15 protein-coding genes, 1 pseudogene, 1 riboswitch and 1 other annotated feature are annotated in these 17,675 nt (G+C 38.8%); of the genes and pseudogenes, 4 read left to right on the plus strand and 12 right to left on the minus strand.

Annotation, left to right across the window (positions count from 1 at the left end):
* Window positions 1–27 precede the first annotated feature (27 nt).
* Window positions 28–360 carry a MazG nucleotide pyrophosphohydrolase domain-containing protein gene (locus BJ095_RS08480; protein ID WP_235867615.1) on the minus strand — a complete coding sequence of 111 codons (333 nt, stop codon included), beginning with the start codon at window positions 358–360 and terminating at the stop codon, window positions 28–30.
* 1,363 nt (window positions 361–1,723) lie between these two features.
* Window positions 1,724–1,961: a binding site (T-box leader), on the plus strand.
* A gap of 57 nt (window positions 1,962–2,018) precedes the next feature.
* Here BJ095_RS08480 and ileS point away from each other — a divergent pair.
* Window positions 2,019–5,096 (plus strand): isoleucine--tRNA ligase, encoded by a 3,078-nt coding sequence (gene ileS / locus BJ095_RS08495; RefSeq protein WP_235867616.1) that lies wholly within the window; start codon window positions 2,019–2,021, stop codon window positions 5,094–5,096.
* 119 nt (window positions 5,097–5,215) lie between these two features.
* Window positions 5,216–5,650 carry a DUF3888 domain-containing protein gene (locus tag BJ095_RS08500; RefSeq protein WP_181418004.1) on the plus strand — a complete coding sequence of 145 codons (435 nt, stop codon included), beginning with the start codon at window positions 5,216–5,218 and terminating at the stop codon, window positions 5,648–5,650.
* 59 nt (window positions 5,651–5,709) lie between these two features.
* Here the strand turns inward: BJ095_RS08500 and BJ095_RS08505 are convergent, their stop codons facing one another.
* Window positions 5,710–6,276, minus strand: coding sequence for a copper resistance CopC family protein (locus tag BJ095_RS08505; RefSeq protein WP_181418005.1), 567 nt, complete (start codon window positions 6,274–6,276; stop codon window positions 5,710–5,712).
* 166 nt (window positions 6,277–6,442) lie between these two features.
* On the opposite strand from BJ095_RS08505, the gene BJ095_RS08510 reads away from it, so the two are divergent.
* A complete protein-coding gene (locus BJ095_RS08510) occupies window positions 6,443–7,231 on the plus strand; it encodes a sensor histidine kinase (protein WP_107937725.1) in 789 nt (262 codons plus the stop codon).
* Between the two features lie 5 nt (window positions 7,232–7,236).
* The gene (locus tag BJ095_RS08515; RefSeq protein WP_107937727.1) at window positions 7,237–7,887 is read left to right on the plus strand and encodes a response regulator; all 651 of its coding nucleotides are present in this window, start codon (window positions 7,237–7,239) and stop codon (window positions 7,885–7,887) included.
* A gap of 79 nt (window positions 7,888–7,966) precedes the next feature.
* Here BJ095_RS08515 and BJ095_RS08520 read toward each other — a convergent pair whose 3' ends face one another.
* The 10 genes and pseudogenes from BJ095_RS08520 to BJ095_RS19505 form a co-directional block, all read right to left on the minus strand.
* Complete coding sequence (locus tag BJ095_RS08520; protein ID WP_107937729.1) at window positions 7,967–8,398, minus strand: acyl-CoA thioesterase; 432 nt, start codon at window positions 8,396–8,398, stop codon at window positions 7,967–7,969.
* Window positions 8,374–8,610, minus strand: a complete 237-nt coding sequence (locus tag BJ095_RS08525) for a hypothetical protein (RefSeq protein ID WP_107937731.1) — start codon at window positions 8,608–8,610, stop codon at window positions 8,374–8,376. Before BJ095_RS08525 ends, BJ095_RS08520 begins: the two co-directional genes overlap by 25 nt.
* Window positions 8,611–8,627: 17 nt before the next feature.
* A complete protein-coding gene (metE, locus tag BJ095_RS08530) occupies window positions 8,628–10,928 on the minus strand; it encodes a 5-methyltetrahydropteroyltriglutamate--homocysteine S-methyltransferase (RefSeq protein ID WP_107937733.1) in 2,301 nt (766 codons plus the stop codon).
* Window positions 10,929–11,081: 153 nt separating this feature from the next.
* Window positions 11,082–11,257, minus strand: a riboswitch (cobalamin riboswitch).
* A gap of 76 nt (window positions 11,258–11,333) precedes the next feature.
* Complete coding sequence (locus tag BJ095_RS08535; RefSeq protein WP_107937735.1) at window positions 11,334–12,038, minus strand: Type 1 glutamine amidotransferase-like domain-containing protein; 705 nt, start codon at window positions 12,036–12,038, stop codon at window positions 11,334–11,336.
* Window positions 12,039–12,106: 68 nt separating this feature from the next.
* Window positions 12,107–13,420, minus strand: a complete 1,314-nt coding sequence (locus BJ095_RS08540) for an FtsW/RodA/SpoVE family cell cycle protein (protein WP_107937737.1) — start codon at window positions 13,418–13,420, stop codon at window positions 12,107–12,109.
* A complete protein-coding gene (locus BJ095_RS08545) occupies window positions 13,410–13,817 on the minus strand; it encodes a helix-turn-helix transcriptional regulator (RefSeq protein ID WP_107937739.1) in 408 nt (135 codons plus the stop codon). The genes BJ095_RS08540 and BJ095_RS08545 overlap by 11 nt, the downstream gene beginning before the upstream one ends.
* Complete coding sequence (locus BJ095_RS08550; RefSeq protein WP_404427244.1) at window positions 13,802–14,353, minus strand: sigma-70 family RNA polymerase sigma factor; 552 nt, start codon at window positions 14,351–14,353, stop codon at window positions 13,802–13,804. Before BJ095_RS08550 ends, BJ095_RS08545 begins: the two co-directional genes overlap by 16 nt.
* A 126-nt stretch (window positions 14,354–14,479) precedes the next feature.
* Complete coding sequence (locus BJ095_RS08555) at window positions 14,480–14,830, minus strand: iron chaperone (RefSeq protein WP_285842544.1); 351 nt, start codon at window positions 14,828–14,830, stop codon at window positions 14,480–14,482.
* 174 nt (window positions 14,831–15,004) lie between these two features.
* Window positions 15,005–16,213, minus strand: a complete 1,209-nt coding sequence (locus BJ095_RS19500; RefSeq protein WP_404427997.1) for a diguanylate cyclase domain-containing protein — start codon at window positions 16,211–16,213, stop codon at window positions 15,005–15,007.
* Window positions 16,214–16,234: 21 nt separating this feature from the next.
* Window positions 16,235–16,678, minus strand: a pseudogene (locus BJ095_RS19505) (PAS domain-containing protein); the annotation flags it as partial.
* Between the last annotated feature and the right edge of the window lie 997 nt (window positions 16,679–17,675).

Consider the following 17,675-nt stretch of genomic DNA (forward strand, 5'->3'; position numbering starts at 1 on the left):
TTGAGGAATTTTTCATTCCCCAATAGACTAGCTATGATCTTTGTTTACTCTCGCTTTGATTTCGTCCATTTTTTTATAGAAGCTATCTTCTAAATCAATATCCAGGTAGTTTGCGAACTTCAGTAAATATGCGATGCAATCCGAAAGCTCTTTACCGATATCCTCCTTATGAAGGTCTTTCGCTATTTTGAATGCCTCATTTTCATGCATTCCTTCATCATTTACTAGTTTGTATGTTTTATTGAAAATACCTCTAAACTCTTCAGCTACCTCACTGACCTCTGTAGTTAGGAGCATATAGTTATGTAAAATTGAATCCTTGGAATCTCTATAATTTTCATCTGAAATTTCCCAATTCATCTCTCGTTGAAAGCTACTTAAAAAAGCCTGTATATCCCTCACAATCATCACCCTAATCTCGTAAATTTTATAGATAATTTTAACATAAATATCCAGGAGGGAAACGATATTTGACGTGTCGTTTTTTAATGAACTTATTGCGTTATAGTCGATCGCGTGTTGGCGACGTGAAATCTCGTGAATTTTCCGTATGTAAGATATTTTTAGCGTTTACTCTTGGAATGAATACCACTTTTAAGATGGCTTCTGGGTGGGGAGGTTTTCATTTGGTGGATGAACTTCATTTTGCTTTATTTGTTTGATTTTTTTGACTTTCATTTGACTTATGACTTGTAGTAGCGTTGCTGTATCGTCGTAATACCGCTCACTTTGCTACCTTTGAGCGCGGTTTCTCTGCCGCATCGTCGCAATACCGCTCACTTTGCTACCTTCCTTTGCGGTTCCTCTGCCTAATCGTCGCAATACCACTCGCTTTGCTACCTTCCATTGCGGTTCCTCTGCCCCATCGGCGCAATACCACCCTCTTTGCTACCTTCCACCGCGTTTCCTCTGCCTCATCGGCGCAATCTCGCTCGCTTTGCTACCTTCCACCGCGTTCTCCCTTCTCTATCGTCGCAATACCACTCGCTTTGCTACCTTCCACCGCGTTCTCCCTTCTCTATCGTCGCAATACCACTCGCTTTGCTACCTTCCGCCGCGGTTCCTCTGCCCCATCGGCGCAATACCACCCTCTTTGCTACCTTCCACCGCGTTTCCTCTGCCTCATCGGCGCAATCTCGCTCGCTTTGCTACCTTCCACCGCGTTCTCCCTTCTCTATCGTCGCAATACCACTCGCTTTGCTACCTTCCGCCGCTGTTCCCCTGCCTCGTCGTCGCAATACCGCTCGCTTTGCTACCTTCCGCCGCGGTTCCTCTGCCCCATCGGCGCAATACCACCCTCTTTGCTACCTTCCACCGCGTTTCCTCTGCCTCATCGGCGCAATCTCGCTCGCTTTGCTACCTTCCATTGCGGTTCCTCTGCCCCATCGTCGCAATCTCACCCTCTTTGCTACCTTCCACCGCGTTCTCCCTTCTCCATCGTCGCAATACCGCTCGCTTTGCTACAACCTTCGAGCTACTTCCTCGTCCAATCGTCGTAATCTCCCCCCACTTTACTACCTTCTGAAGTATTTCCCCCACCATCCTGTAGCAATACCACTCGTCACACCGCCTCTTCGTGATACCGAATCTCACAATCCTCGCCGAGCCCAAGCTATTTCGCCGCAATCCTGCCACAAATCCCCCCGCAATCTCCTCAAAATAAAATTAATTTAATATTGACAAAATTCAATTACTTGCATACAATATGTTTCAATAAAAGCATACAAATTCGTTGATGAGAAAGAGTAGTGTTTCGTCTTGTTCCCCAGAGAGCTGACATTTTGGTGAAAGTCAGTGTTCAAGTGTAGCATGAAAATCCTCTCTGAGAAGGTTAGCTGAAATCAGTAAGCGAGCCCGGGTGTCTACCGTTAAAAAGAACACGTATGATTGTACGTTGCTAAGTGCTATTGGACCGGCTTCAATAGAATTAGGGTGGTATCGCGGTTAACCCCGTCCCTTACTTGGGACGGGGTTTTTTGTATGCCTTTTATACAAAATGTATAGGAGGAATGACTTTTATGGGTAAAGAATCGCTGCAAGACCGAGAACAAAGAATTCGACAGTTTTGGGAAAAAGAGAAGATTTTTGAGAAGTCCATTCAAAACCGTAAAGAAAATACACCCTTTGTATTTTACGAGGGACCGCCGACTGCCAATGGCTTACCCCATGTTGGTCACGCTTTAGGGAGAACGGTTAAGGATGTGGTGGCCCGCTACAAAACCATGCAGGGTTATTTAGTTGAACGAAAAGCAGGCTGGGATACTCATGGCTTGCCTGTTGAATTAGGTGTTGAAAAACAGCTTGGCATTTCTGGCAAACAGGAAATCGAACGATATGGCATTTCCCACTTTATCGAAAAATGTAAGGGGAGTGTATTCACCTATGAAAAGATTTGGCGTTCCTTTACGGAGGAGCTCGCTTATTGGGTGGACCTTGACAATCCCTATCTCACACTAAGTAATGAGTATATCGAAAGTGTCTGGAATATTCTTAGCAAGGTTCATCAGGATCAATTGCTTTATAAGGGACACCGCGTTTCACCGTATTGCCCGAGCTGCCAAACTTCTTTAAGCTCGCATGAAGTTGCTCAAGGCTATAAAGACGTGAAGGATTTATCGGCCACAGTGAAATTCAAGCTCGTAGACGCAGATGAATTCTTCCTAGGATGGACGACAACACCTTGGACATTACCGGCAAATGTGGCGCTCGCTATGAATCCTAGCCTCACTTATGTAAAGGCTGAATTTCAGGGAGAAATCTATATCGTTGCAAAATCTCTTTTATCAACAGTTCTCGGCTCACAGGCAGCTGTGATCAGTGAACATAAGGGAACAGAATTTGAAGGATTCGCCTACCACCCTCCTTTCGACTATGTAACGGTTGAAAAAGGGCATTTCGTTGTCATGGCTGATTATGTTACTGAAACGAGTGGTACGGGAATTGTCCATATCGCACCTGCTTATGGGGAAGATGATTACAGGACTATTCAGCAAAATGGACTTTCCTTTGTAAATGTCGTAAACCAGCAAGGTCGATACACGAAGGAAGTTACAGAGCTAGCAGGGAAATTTGTGAAGGAGTGTGATGTAGAAATCATTAAATTATTAGCTACATCAAATTGCCTTTTCCATAAGGAGAAATACACACATAGCTACCCGCACTGCTGGCGATGTGATTCTCCTCTGCTCTACTACGCGACAGATAGCTGGTTTATCAAGATGTCATCACTAAAAAAACAATTGCTTGAAAATAACGAGACCGTAACCTGGTATCCCGCGCATATTAAAGATGGCCGTTTTGGCAATTTCCTTGAAAACGTTGTGGATTGGAATATTAGCCGTAATCGTTATTGGGGTACGCCATTAAACGTTTGGATTTGCAATTCCTGTAATCACGAATTTGTACCAGCTAGTATTGAAGAATTAAGAATGCGTGCAGCGAAGCCCCTTCCTGAAAGCCTTGAGCTTCACAAGCCTTATATCGATGATGTCACATGTACTTGTCCAAAATGTCATGACGAGATGCAGCGAACACCTGAAGTTATTGATGTCTGGTTCGACAGCGGCTCCATGCCATTCGCTCAGCATCATTATCCATTTAAGCAAGAAACTTTCCAAAAACAGTTTCCTGCTGATGTCGTTATTGAGGGAATCGATCAAACCAGAGGATTTTTCTATAGCTTGCTTGCTGTTTCAACTCTTTACACGGGTAAGGCGCCGTATAAAAATGTCTTATCCTTAGGTCATGTTTTAGATGAGCACGGGCAAAAAATGTCCAAAAGTAAAGGGAATGCATTAGACCCCCTTGAACTTATGCAAACCTTTGGTGCAGATGCTTTACGCTTTTCCTTATTGGTTGATAGCTCACCCTGGAATCCAAAACGCTTCTCCACGAAAATTGTGCAAGAAGCAAAATCCAAATTACTTGATACACTCGAAAATACATTCAATTTTTATGAGCTATACGCCTCAATAGATGGATTTACATTTGATTCACAACAAGCTGGTCAACCAACTCAGCTGGATGCATGGGTACTTTCAAGACTGCATAGTACAATCGATAAAGTCACTAGCTTTATGAATGATTATCAGCTAACACAGGCCAGTCGCGAAATTGCTAATTTAGTCGATGACGTTAGTAACTGGTATGTACGAAGAAGTAGGCAGCGCTTTTGGGCATCTGGCTTTTCGGAAGACAAACGTGCCGCTTTCAATACACTGCATAAGATTCTAAGTGAGGTCTGCAAATTATTAGCCCCCTTCACACCTTTTATTTCAGAGGATATCTACCAGCAGTTACATGGAGGTAGTGTTCATTTACAGGACTATCCAAAGGCGAAAGAAGTGCTGATTGATACTACCTTGGAAGAAGAGATGCAGTCGGTACTGAAAATTGTTGAGCTAGGTCGAAGTATAAGAAATGCCAAAAGTCTAAAAGTAAAACAGCCTCTTTATGAAATGGTTATTTGCTCAAACACCTCTTTAGTACAGTATCAAAATATCATTCAGGAAGAGCTAAATGTAAAGAATGTTCGCTGGGTAACTAATTTAGATGGGCTGGAGGAAGTTCACCTGAAGCTAAACTTTAAAACTGCAGGAGCTGCATTTGGGAAGCAAGTAAACGAAGTGAAAATGTCTGTTGAAAGCCTAACAGAGCTTGAAAAACAAAAGCTACTAGCTGATGGCCTACTAGAACTGAATGTAGCTGAACAATGTGTTGTACTAACTAAGGAGCATATTTTAACTGAATCCCAGTTAAAAGACGGGTATGAATTGGCTAAGGATGGATCGTTAAAGGTGCTGCTCTATACAGCATTGAATGAAGAGCTAATTGCCGAGGGGCATATCCGCGATTTTATCCGCTTTATCCAGGATAATCGTAAGAGACTAAATTACCCTATCGAGAAATATATTACGCTTCACATTGACTGCAGCCAGGAATGCGAGAATTTAATCAAAAAATTTGCCCCCCTGATCCGGGCAAATGTATTAGTTGAAGAAATCTTGTTCGATAAAGGAGTGAATACATCAACAGCGCTATCTTATAAGCTTTCTCACCATGAGCTTGAAATGATGTTGGATTTAACGAAGGTCTAAAAGCAAAACGCATTTTACGGTTATTAGGTAAAATGCGTTTTTTTATGTCATCATGAAATATTTACTTGAGATAGTTTAAGCGTTTGTGAACAAATTAAACATTAAAAGGTGGAATGAAAATGAAAAAATTTATTATAATTCCCGCTCTTTTAATGCTGCTGTTTATGTCTCCGTTATTAACATCTGCCAAATCAGGTTATTATCAGCCTGCAAAGGAATCTGATGAGGAGCTTGTGATGGACTTGTTTTTTTCACTATTATTGCCGACTGTACAAGACGAAGTTTGCAAATACTATTCAGATTCACTTATCGAGTGTCCTATGGTATATCCATATGAAATTAAAATATTAAAAATGGAAAGAACAAACCATTATAGGGGATATATCTTTTCAGTAACGATTGAAATTACTCCAGTTCTGGGTGCACACAACCCTGTAGGAAGAGATCAACTTACCTATAAGATTACGCCATCTGATGTTACCCTTGAACAATTTAAACACCAAAAGACCTTTGAGCTTCCTCCCCATTTGCAGGATTTAAAAAGGAAACAATAATACTGCACAGTCCCCTTTATGGGGATTTTTTATATCTAAAAGAAGTTTCGCTTAACTTATTATTTCTTTCTTCTCATCATTAAGAAAGCCCCAATAACTACTACCAATAAAACAATGATGATAACCGGAATGAATGTTGATGATTCTTCATTGCTCTCCGTTTCCTCTGCTACTGTTTCAGAAGCAGCTTGGTCACTATTTTGCTCTACTTCTTCAGTAGTATCCTGCTCTGATTGTTGAGTGTCGTTAGTTGCTTCTGTGGATGTTGCTGTTTCAGCGAGATTTACTGTAAAAGAGATTTCTTCTTCTATCAGGTGACCATCTGCTCCAATAATGCTTGAATTAACAACGTATTCCCCGTTTTCTAATGGAGCTGCTAGAGTTCCTGTCATGATTTCTTCATTTATAGAAATCGTTTCAATCGGAATTTCCTGCCCTTCACTATCACTTAACTTAAAGGAGCTGCTTTGTTCGATCTTGCCTTCAAAAGTTAAAGTAATTTCACTAAGCTCCTCAGTTACGACTTCCCCATTCTCTGGTGTTGAGCCAGCTAAGTGCGTATGTGCAAATGCATTTGTTGTGGATGCAAATATAAATAAAAACGCTGCAATGAATATTTTCTTCATGTTAAAAACCTCCATAAACCATATATTTTGAAAAATCCTTTAGACTTGTTTTCATGCTTATTGTAAATTCCCTGCTCTTTTTTTGAAATAGCTCACATGGGCTATTAGAAACAATGGCATTTTAGTTATACTTATAAGAGATATATTTATTAAGGAGAGAACCCACTTGTCTTATCGCCTTTTACAATTTCTTTGCGTGCTTTTGCCTACTTTGTTAATTGGTGGGTTTGAATATATTCGTCATGATTTCCTTCTACATTCACTATCAATGGAAACCGGAAATTTATATATCACGATTCTTACCTTTGTGCTCTCCCTGTTATTTTCAATCTGGATGTTCCGGACGATTAAAGCCATGAATGACAAACTTGCTAACGAACAATCCAAACGTGCCGTATATGAGGAACGGGAAAGACTGGCTCGAGAGCTTCACGATGGGATTGCTCAATCTATTTTCTTTATGAATATCAAGCTAAAAAAAGGGGATACAGAAGCTGCATCTCGTGCCCTTTCCACTATTGATAATCATGTACGCCAAGCAATTTTCAATTTGCGATCAGAGCCTGAAATTGATGATTCTCTAAATTCCAGGATAAATAAATGGCTAGCTGAATGGAGCTCGTTGACTGGTGTTGAGGTAGAGGAAGCTATACAAATTCCTCAAGGATTCTTTACCACCAAGGAGGAAATCCAAATCTTCGCCATTATTCAAGAAGCCTTTGCCAATATCCGAAAGCATGCAGATGCTTCAAAAGCGAAGGTAATTATTGAGGAGATGAAAGATGGATGGCAATTAAAGATTTCTGATGATGGTCGTGGCATTAATTTCTCTAAGAAATCCAACAAGCAATACGGTCTATCAATGATGGAAGAACGCACAAAGCAGCTTGGTGGAGTACTTGAAATTAGAAATAGACACCCATATGGGACGGAAATAATTGTAAAAAAGGAGTGATAATTATGGAGTGCTATCGTTTAATAATCGCGGACGACCATCCTCTAGCAAGGGAAGGAATTCGAAGTGTACTGGAAGCTGACGAATCATTTTCGATCGTAGGCGAAGCGACAGATGGACTGGAGGCCTATGAGCTATGTGGGGAGCTTCAGCCTGATTTACTTCTATTAGATATCAATATGCCTAGATTGAACGGACTTGAAGCAGTAAGGAAAATTCGCTTATCGTATCCTCAAATCCACGTTGTTATGTTAACGGTATCTGATGATGTAAAGGACTTATTTACAGCAATACAGTTTGGTGCACAGGGGTATCTATTAAAAAATATGGAGCCTGATGACTGGATTGAGTATCTTCATGCACTTCTAGGGAATCAAACAGAAATTTCACGAGAGATTGCCAGTCGATTATTGTATCGATTTCGCACGGGCAGTAGCTATGATGATGAACCCAGCCCTAATACTTTGACGCCGAGAGAGTGTGAGATTCTTTCAAAGGTAGCAAACGGGGACACGAACAAACAAATTGCACAAGCGTTTTTCATAGCCGAGAATACAGTGAAAAACCATATAAAAAATTTGCTCGAGAAACTTCAGCTTGATAACCGTGTTCAGCTTGCTGCGTATGCTGTGAGACATGGCTTGATCGCTGATTAAAAACAGAGCCAACCTATAGTTAATGTTGGCTCTACTAGTGATTCTATATTCGCTTTTTGCTAAAACAGTTAATGCCCTTTTATTTCCCTTTTAGCTCTCGGCGAAGCTTTACTTGTTCGTAAAGAAGTCTTTGTTCCTCTGTTTCTATTACAATCTGTGGAACCTCCCGAGGTTTTCCGCCTTCATCAACAGCCACCATTGTGACAAAGGATTCGGTTGTTAAAGTGCTTTCCCCGGTTTCTACTTGAAAAGCAGTAACTCTAACAAATACAGTAAGAGAAGTTTTACCTGTATAAACGACAGTTCCTTCCAATTCCAAAATATCGCCTACTCTAGCTGGAGATAGAAAATCCACAGAGTCGATGGATACCGTGACTGTATTGCCACCTGAATACTTCATAGACGTAATTGCCGCTACCTCATCTATATAAGCAAGTACTTTACCACCAAAAATAGTGCCATGGTGATTTGTATCTGGCGGTAAAATTAAATGTGCTTGGATTGTTCGCATAAATCCTCCCCGTTACCACTATCCTCTATAAAACCTGTTAATTCTTTTTTTACATTGATATATGCATAATGGATGATTTTGTGATCTTCTGGGTTTTCGTTTATTAAATCTTCCAGTAATTGATTTACGGAGCTAAATTGTTCAACTACTAATGAGCTCATAATATACTCTTTAAATTTTTCCTCATAATACCGAATTGCTTGGATTGACATGAATTTTAGCTCCTAGATTAGTTTACCAACGTTTTCCGAGAACTATCTCGTAGTAGTTTTGCTGCTTGAACCATTCTTTTTAGTGCCGCTATTGTTTCCGATTCCTGTCTAGTTTTCAGACCACAATCAGGGTTTACCCAAAACTGCTCCTTCGATAAGACTTCCAGACTTTCCTTTAAAATAGTTTCCATCTCTTCAACCTGAGGTATACGTGGACTGTGAATATCATAAACACCTAGACCTATTCCTAGCTCGTATGGATTTTCTTTTAGTGAGGCAATCAATTCTCCATGACTTCTTGATGTTTCCAATGAAATCACATCTGCATCAAGAGCTCGAATCGGATCTAAAAAATCGTTGAACTCGCAATAGCACATATGTGTATGAATCTGGGTTTCATTTTTCACACTGGATGTTGCCAGTTTAAACGCATTAACCGCCCACTCTAAATAAGTTGACCAATCTTCTCTTCGAAGTGGCAGGCCTTCACGCAGGGCTGGCTCATCTACCTGAATAATTTGAATGCCCGCTTGTTCCAAGGCCTCTACTTCTTTGCGTAGCGCTAGCGCAATTTGGTTAGCAACTGCTTCTCGAGGAATATCATTTCGAACAAATGACCAATTCAAAATCGTAACAGGTCCCGTTAACATCCCTTTTACATATTTAGACGTTAGGCTTTGAGCATCCACTACTTCCTTCACGGTCATTGCCTCTGACCACTCAACATCCCCATAAATAATTGGTGGCTTCACACAGCGTGACCCGTAGGAAACTACCCAGGCTTTTTCAGTAAAGGCGAATCCAGTTAGCTGCTCCCCAAAATACTCGACCATATCTGTTCTCTCAAATTCTCCATGGACTAATACATCTAGACCGATTTCTTCCTGAATAGCAATCCAACGCGCAGTTTCCTCTTTTATAAAGGCTGCATATTCCTCATTTGTAAGCTCATTTTTCCGCCAGGCTGCACGTGTTTTCTTTACTGCTGGTGATTGCGGAAAACTACCAATTGTCGTCGTTGGAAAATCAGGCAATCCTAATGCTGTTTTTTGAATTTCACGGCGTTCTTCAAAGCTTTCTAACCTTACGAAATCCTGATTTGAAATTGATTTAACTAAATCATTTACACGAGCATTGTTTCTAACCGGATGTGTAGCAAGGGCTCTAATGCATTCCATACTTTCTGATACAATCCCCTCTTTTGCCCAGTGCTGAGTGCTCAAGAAATGTGCGACATGAACGATTTCGTTTATCTTTTCATCGGCAAATGATAGGGCGTTAAGTAAAACGGAATCCAGCTTTCGCTCATTAGCCGTTGTAACAGGTACATGCTGCAAACTACAAGAACTACTAACCCATAAATCGTTAGCATTACTTAAATTAAGGATGGCTTGGACATCACTTGCCACTTCAGCTAAATTGGCAGACCAAATATCTCGACCATTTACTATACCGATATTTAATACTTTGTCTTTCGGGAAGCCTGATTTTCGAAGCGCCTCCAGGTTTTCTTTTTTTCCATGAACAAAGTCAAGACCAATCCCTGCAACAGGCAATTGAATAAGATTTTCATAGTTTGTCAACGCTTCAAAATAAGTTTGCAGCATTATGTTTGCCTCTGGGACTGCCTCTGTTAGTTGTTTATAGATTTCTTCTACTAACCGCGCTTCCTTAGATGACAGACTCTTCGTTAGTGAGGGCTCCTCTAGTTGAATCCACTCCGCTCCAGCGTCTACCAGCTCTTTTAAAACCTGAGCATAAAGAGGAATGAGAGCTAATATAAACGCTGCACGTGTTTTCTCATCATATCCCTTTGATAAATCAACAAAGGTATAGGGTCCAATTAAAGTCGGTTTTGTTAGAAGGCCTAGCTCTTCTTTTGCCTCTAAAAAGTAAGCTAACAATCTATTTTCGGTTACATATAAATGCTGGCCTTCATACTCAGGCACAATATAGTGATAATTGGTATTAAACCATTTAGTCATTTCACAAGCTACAGCCTGTTCTGTTCCTCTTGCCATTGCATAATAACAAGTGAGTGCAGATTCTTTTTCTAGCAAGTTATTATAGCGGTTTGGAATAATATTAAACATCATCGCTAGATCAAGCATACGATCGTAATAGGTAAAATCACCGATAGGTATTAAATCTAAGCCTAAAGCTTGCTGGCGCTGGATATGCTCCAAACGTATTGCTTTCATCTGCTGTTCAAATTGTTGCTCTGTTAGTTCTTTTTTCCAAAATCCTTCAACAATCCTTTTCCATTCACGGTTTTCACCTATATAAGGGTAACCAACTACTGTACTTACGACATTCATATATACGCCTCCTTTTTTCTACATAACCCAAAAGAAAAAAGCTATTTCTATGTTCAGAAATAGCTTCGGATTTATCTATGCATGACTAAAAAAGCGTAAAAGAAATTTACGATTATTTCGCACAGAACACCACCTATTTCCACGTAGGCATTGGGTGTGTACTAGAATTAGGCAGGTCTCCTGACTTATCATCAACGCTCCTCATGCCTTCCCGTTTTCACAGTGGCTAACAGATTCGCTCCGAATTACAGTTGCGGGACAGTGTTGGATTTGCACCAAGCTTCCCTTTTAAGCTTATTCTCATAAGCACCTATTCTTACACGTTATGTAATTGTTTTTCACTATATCATATATAGCTATTTTTATAAACTAAAATTTCAGAAATCTCACATTACAGATTTAACCTTATCCATTCCCACCTAAATAGATTGGTGTAATTTCACTTTCTACAACTTCACTGCCCTCATGTTTCACATAATATGCCCTTGCTTCTGGTCTTGAGCTAACTGTTTTTGTTAAAGCTTCATCGATAAAATGTAACGCTACTCCATCATCCACTCCATAGCCTGCTTTTATTTCATCGGCTAAGATTAATTGCTGATAGGATGGCCTGCGCTTATTTTCCCCATCGTAATGTGGGCAATTGCTCCCTTTTAACAATCCCAAGCAATCTATTTTATATAAAGGTCCATTCAATGGGTCTGTTAAGCCTTCCTCAAACCAACAAATTGAGCCTGCACTTAAACCAGCAAGAACGATTCCTTTTTCATATGCCCTTCTCAAAATATCATCTAAGCCCCATTCCTTCCATAGCACAAGCATATTTCTAGTGCTCCCGCCACCAACATAAATGATATCCTGTTCAAATACAAATTCTTCAAGCTTCTCAAAGTTTGCATCAAATAAAGATAAATGGTTTGTTTCACAATTTAAGCTATGAAATGCTCTGTAAAATCTCTCAATATAATTGTCCTGATCTCCTCCAGCCGTCGGAACAAAACAAACCTTTGGAATCTCTTTGTTTACCTGCTTCAAAATATACTCATCTAGGGCTAGATTGTCGGGTTCCATAGAGAAGCCTCCTCCGCCCATCGCTATGATTTGTCTCATAATTACCCTCCTTCCAAAAAAACGCCAATCGGTCTTTGTCCGATTAGCGTTACTATTATTTATTTAGATTAACTTGCCTGATAATCCTCTTTTAAGGGGATAAAATGTTTTCTTCTATATACGCTTAATACTATCCCAACGATAAACGCATTTAACACAGTCGGCATAATGCCATAGCTCATAAATGGCAAGGACATTGTGCTAACAGGGACTAACCCAAAATTCATGGCTACACTATAAAGGAATTGGGTAGCAAATAGCGTTACGCCTCCAATAGTGAGTAATTTTCCAAAAGGGTCTTTGATAGCCCTTGATATCAACCAAAACCTTATGAGAAATATTGATAATATAGCAAATAAAACTATTCCAGCTAAAAAACCATATGTTTGAATTATGTTTCCAAGGACAAGATTTGTATGCGGATCAGGGAGATTCATCAAATTTTCTGCTCCAAATAAACCTGCACTTTTCATGGCATTTTCTAAAGTTACATAGATATAGCCGCTTTCATCAGCATACTTGTTCGGGCTTATAAAACCCAATATTCTACTGATCTGATAATTGGCAAGACTACCATTTCTAAAAGCTATAATATGGTAAAATACTACTCCAATTACAATTAGAATAACTGCTCCCACTGTACATATTTTCTCTTTAAGAGAAAAACGACTTTTCAGGAATAAAACAGCCACAAAGACCGAATAGATAAAAATCATAGATAAACTCGGAATAAAAAGTAAAAAGTAAATTGAAAATACATATAGGGCTATACCTTTCCATAATTTAAAGGCTGAATTACTAAAAAAGGATGCCCAGGCCATTAATAAGAACGGGATTGCCACCCATGCCTGGACATCAATAATCCCTAAAGAAATTATTGACTCTCCGTTTATAATCTTATTCGCAAATTGAGAAATTGCAATTAACAGTCCTACCCCCACACCGTAAAACAAATAACCGTATCTCTTTAGTTTTCGATAATCAATAAACATGAACCCTATTGCTATACTAAAGCCAATGATTATAGAAATCGTTTTATTTTGTAACATGGTTGGTAAAGTGAAGTTTGTGATTTCCAAATACATTCCTTTATCCAGTGCCAGTATAGGTAAAAAACTGAGTAGTAGAGTAACACTTAACAAGATAACAAGCATCCAGTCTATTTTGGGTTTATGTAGCTTATTTAGAGATTTCCCAAGTGTTAATGGACTACCCATTTCTTTTACAGCCTTTTTCTCGGCTTCAACTTCACTATATCCTCTTTTTACCCAGGATTGTTTGGATTGTTGCATATGTTGGCTTAACTCACTTTTCACGTATTCCTTTGCTTCCTTAGAGTGCATTTGAGCTGATACCTTTTCCAGAAAGTAACTAATTTTCATTTGGCGTCACCTCATTGAATAATTGCTTTAAAGAATTTTCACGTCTTTTTGCAAGCTGTTGCTTTTGTAATACCTTCAGTCCTTTTTTAGTTAATGTATAATGCTTTTCACCCTCATCGGACCAGTAAGACTCCAACATTCCTTGCAACTCTTCTTCATGCAATGTTGTATAGATTGCACCTTCATTATTGAGAATGCTTTTAATCCCCCTAACATGCAGAAGCTGTGTTAATTCAAATCCAGTTTTCGATTGAGTCAATAAAGGAAATATAATCCCTGAAAGATCTATTTCTTCAATTTGTTGGTTTACTTTTTGACGATGTTCATCTGTAAATTTCACTTGACGAAATGTATGCGTGTTCATTGCTTTTTTCAACCCTTTTAATCGTTCTTCCATCTGGACCCCTCCAATCGTTCTTTTAATACCGACTTCCCTTTACGCAATCGAGATTTTATCGTATTTTGATTTACTTCGAGTACAGCTGCAATTTCTTTAATCGAGCATTCCTCGTAGTAAAATAAATAGATTACCTCACGATATTTAATAGGCAACTGCATGACAGCATAAGCAAGCTGTACATCCTCATCTTGCTGAATAATTGTTTGCTCGATACTATCGCTACTTTCATTGGCAATATAACTAAAATCATCTGCAGCCTTCACACTCCTGCTATACCAGCTTTTCAAGTAATCCTTGGAATGATTAATGGCGATTCTCCAAAGCCATGTTTTGATGGAGGATTTTCCTTTAAAGGAGTCTAATGATTTAAAACATTTCACAAATATTTCTTGCGTCAAATCCTCAGCAATTGTTTCATTATGAACATAAGAATAAACAAGCTGTTGAATTTCCTGACCATATGTACGCATTAGTTCATCAATCAATTCTTCGTGATTGACTGCTGTTACTAAAGGACTCATTATTTCTTCCACATACTCCCCTCCATTTCGACAATTAGACGAGGCTCATAAATATAAAGTTTTATAATTTGGGATAAATAAAAAAAGTTGGCTCCTCTAATTGTGGAGGCCCAACTTTCTACACTTAGATTCTACATCTTACTTCCGCCAAAACGTTGTACATTCTGCCTTATCGATGATGTTAAAGGCAATCATTTTCTCTAGCAGCTCGTAATTGACGGGCTCATTCCACTTAATGCGAAACAGACCCTTGGTAGCACTGTATCCGGCTTGAGCAATATCTTCTGCAAAGTGATCCATACCAAATTCCTCTGGTGAAACGCTTAAATGCTGCTTCGCTGTAGAAAAGCCAATGATATAGGTCCCATGGTCTGTAAACATAGGCTGATTCCACTTTATTTCTAGTTGTAAATTAGGAAATTCCTCAGTAATCCAGCCAAAAATCTCTTCCACCCGCGCGCGATGTTGTGGGTCATCAATTTTCTCCATAAACTCTATAGTTGCTTCTATATGAATCCCTCCCAAAATAAAACACCCTTTTGGACAATCATATCCAAAAGGGATGTAGCTGTGCAACTTAATAATCGTACATTTCTGTGTTTCCATATTTTCACGTTTTTGATTTTCCTCAGAATGGTGTTTGTCTTAAGTGAATACTCATTTTTACTTATTATCATAAACCCTAACCATATTTTTTCCCGTTTCCTTGGCCTCATACATTGCTTTATCTGCATACTTCATTAGTTCCGCAAAGGAGGTACCGTCTTTAGGGTAAAACGCTACACCTAGACTTGATGTTGTAGTAAATTCATAATTACTGATCGTCCAGGGATTCTGTAGAGCAGCAAGTATTCGCTCTGCAATAATTACCGCATCCTGCTCTTCCTTGATTTCACAAAGAAGAATAGTAAATTCATCTCCACCCTGTCTGGCAAATGTATCACTTTCTCGAAGACAAAATTGAACTCTTTTAGCAAACTGCTTTAACAATTCATCGCCAGCATCATGGCCTAACATATCATTTATTCCCTTAAAATCATCTATATCCATATATATAATGGCAAACTTCCGTTCATAACGGTTTGTCTCTTTTATAATTTGCATTAGCTTTTCTTGAAAAAGTCTACGATTCGGAATTCCTGTTAATGCATCATAGAAGGCCATATAATTTAATTTCTCTTCAAAAATCTTTCTCTCTGTAATATCTCTTCCGACAAATTGGATTCTGAGCACGTAATTACGCTCATCTAAAAGCTGCTTGATGTGCGCTTCAATCCATACCCAATGACCCTTTTTATGTTTCATTCGAAATTCTATAGAGTGATCCTCCATTTCCGTCACTCTTTTTTTATATTTACTTTTCATTTTTTCCATATCATCAGGATGCATTAATTCAATACCAGGATTACCTTCAATTTCTTTTGGAGAATAACCTAACACATGCTCATGTGAGGGAGAGGCATATAGTATAACACCCTTCGTGTCTACAACTCCTACTAAATCCGACATATTTTCGGCAATTAATCGATACTGCTCTTCACTTTGTTGAAGTGCTTCCTCAGCTTTTTTTCGACTGGTAATATCTCGAAATATCATTAAAAACGCAGGAGCCCCTTCATGATTGATAGTGATTTCCGTCACTTCAACGTCTAATATCTTCCCATCAAGGTTGACAATCTTCTCCTCAAAAGGAACAATTTCCACACCAATGTCTTTCATCGTTTCGATTCTTTCATTCGTTACGTCTAGAAATTGTAGGTAGGCAAAACGATTCACAGGTAAATCGATTAACTGATTTAATGACGAAGCACCCAGCAGCTTAATACAAGCTCGATTCGCATACCGGATTACTCCTTTAGAATGGATTATAATTGCCTCTGGTGTAAGTTCAACTAGGCGTCCATATCTTTCTTCACTTTCTCTTAACGACTCTTCTGCAAGCTTTCTTTCTGTAATATCATTTCGAATTGCTACATATTGATAAGGCCTTCCCTTGTCATTTAAGAAAGGAACTATAGTTGTTGCTACCCAATAATAACTGCCATCCTTGGCTCTATTTCGGATTTCATTTTTCCACGTTCCACCCGTGCCAATTGTTCTCCACATCTCTTAAAAAAATTCTTTTGAATGATAGCCAGAATTTAAAATCCTGTGATCTTGTCCAAGTAGTTCTTCTCTCGTGTATTGAGAAATCTCGCAAAATTTATCATTAACAAATTTGATAATCCCCCTTTGGTCGGTAATTGCTATAATGGAGGATTCATCTAAAGCTTTTTGAACATCAGCTAGTTCTTTAATGGATTCTTTCAATGCCCGTTCACTTCTATCCAATGCCAGTTCATTTCGCTTTCTATCTCGAGCAATTCCACTAGAAACGAGAACAAATATTATTGCAGACGATACAATGACATAAAAGTAGCCCTTTAAAAGTGTTAACGAAGCAAATAAATGTGTATCAACAAACTCCGTCTCTAACAATTGATCTGAAATAAAAATCCAAGCACTACCTAATACAGCATATAAAAGAGTTATTTTTAGAGGTACAGCATAATAATCTAATAGGAGTTTAAATATTTCTATTGCCGACCTACTATTATTCCTCTTGTTCATCTTTTTCTCTCCTTCGGCAACTCTCAGGTCTAGCGAATAGCTTATTACATGAGAATTTTCACATTCTTGCCTTTCAACAAGTTTGCCCTTTTCAAGTGTTGTCTATAATTTCTATTCGGTATTTGCTATTAACTTCTTCAGAAAAAGTTAATTACTTTGGAAATTACTCTCTTTTATGAGACTATCTTCTGTTAATAATTTGAAGTTATACAAACTATTTAGATATGATAGACTTTACCCATAAAAGCACAGGATGAAGATTAAAAGTAGAATAGAAAAAACCTTGATACAGCATTTAATGCGCTGTACCAAGGTTACTTTGAATTGTAACTGATTATATATTTTTAAAAAATTTAGTTAGATTTATTCACATGTTATAAGACAAAAAAGTCGGGTACTATGGAAGCTTGAAACCCGCATTCCTACGTTCGTTCTTGTCACATCTAAAAATAAAAGTCGGGAACCAACTTTTTTAACACGTGACAAAAAAGTCGGGTACTGAATATGTCGGAAGGTTTAGTGAACGAAGTAGATATTGTTTTGTAAAACAAATATAGAATATGGCGTATGCCATGATTAAGACAAAAGATGGAACTAACTGGCGCTATATTTGCAAAATAGCATGTAAAATCGAGTAGGAGGGAGTGATTAACTCCCGACCTCTCACACCACCGTACGTACGGTTCCGTATACGGCGGTTCAATTAAGATGAATAACGCAAAGT

This window comes from Ureibacillus chungkukjangi (assembly GCF_003217295.1).
In the GTDB taxonomy this organism is placed as follows: Bacteria; Bacillota; Bacilli; order Bacillales_A; family Planococcaceae; genus Ureibacillus; species Ureibacillus chungkukjangi.

What these genes read in the sequence shown, in the direction of transcription:
- BJ095_RS08480 (WP_235867615.1), bottom strand. Translation starts at nt 360, where the DNA reads ATGAATTGGGAAATTTCAGATGAAAATTATAGAGATTCCAAGGATTCA.
- ileS (WP_235867616.1), top strand. Translation starts at nt 2,019, where the DNA reads ATGGGTAAAGAATCGCTGCAAGACCGAGAACAAAGAATTCGACAGTTT.
- BJ095_RS08500 (WP_181418004.1), top strand. Translation starts at nt 5,216, where the DNA reads ATGAAAAAATTTATTATAATTCCCGCTCTTTTAATGCTGCTGTTTATG.
- BJ095_RS08505 (WP_181418005.1), bottom strand. Translation starts at nt 6,276, where the DNA reads ATGAAGAAAATATTCATTGCAGCGTTTTTATTTATATTTGCATCCACA.
- BJ095_RS08515 (WP_107937727.1), top strand. Translation starts at nt 7,237, where the DNA reads ATGGAGTGCTATCGTTTAATAATCGCGGACGACCATCCTCTAGCAAGG.
- BJ095_RS08520 (WP_107937729.1), bottom strand. Translation starts at nt 8,398, where the DNA reads ATGCGAACAATCCAAGCACATTTAATTTTACCGCCAGATACAAATCAC.
- BJ095_RS08525 (WP_107937731.1), bottom strand. Translation starts at nt 8,610, where the DNA reads ATGTCAATCCAAGCAATTCGGTATTATGAGGAAAAATTTAAAGAGTAT.
- metE (WP_107937733.1), bottom strand. Translation starts at nt 10,928, where the DNA reads ATGAATGTCGTAAGTACAGTAGTTGGTTACCCTTATATAGGTGAAAAC.
- BJ095_RS08535 (WP_107937735.1), bottom strand. Translation starts at nt 12,038, where the DNA reads ATGAGACAAATCATAGCGATGGGCGGAGGAGGCTTCTCTATGGAACCC.
- BJ095_RS08540 (WP_107937737.1), bottom strand. Translation starts at nt 13,420, where the DNA reads ATGAAAATTAGTTACTTTCTGGAAAAGGTATCAGCTCAAATGCACTCT.
- BJ095_RS08545 (WP_107937739.1), bottom strand. Translation starts at nt 13,817, where the DNA reads ATGGAAGAACGATTAAAAGGGTTGAAAAAAGCAATGAACACGCATACA.
- BJ095_RS08555 (WP_285842544.1), bottom strand. Translation starts at nt 14,830, where the DNA reads ATGGAGAAAATTGATGACCCACAACATCGCGCGCGGGTGGAAGAGATT.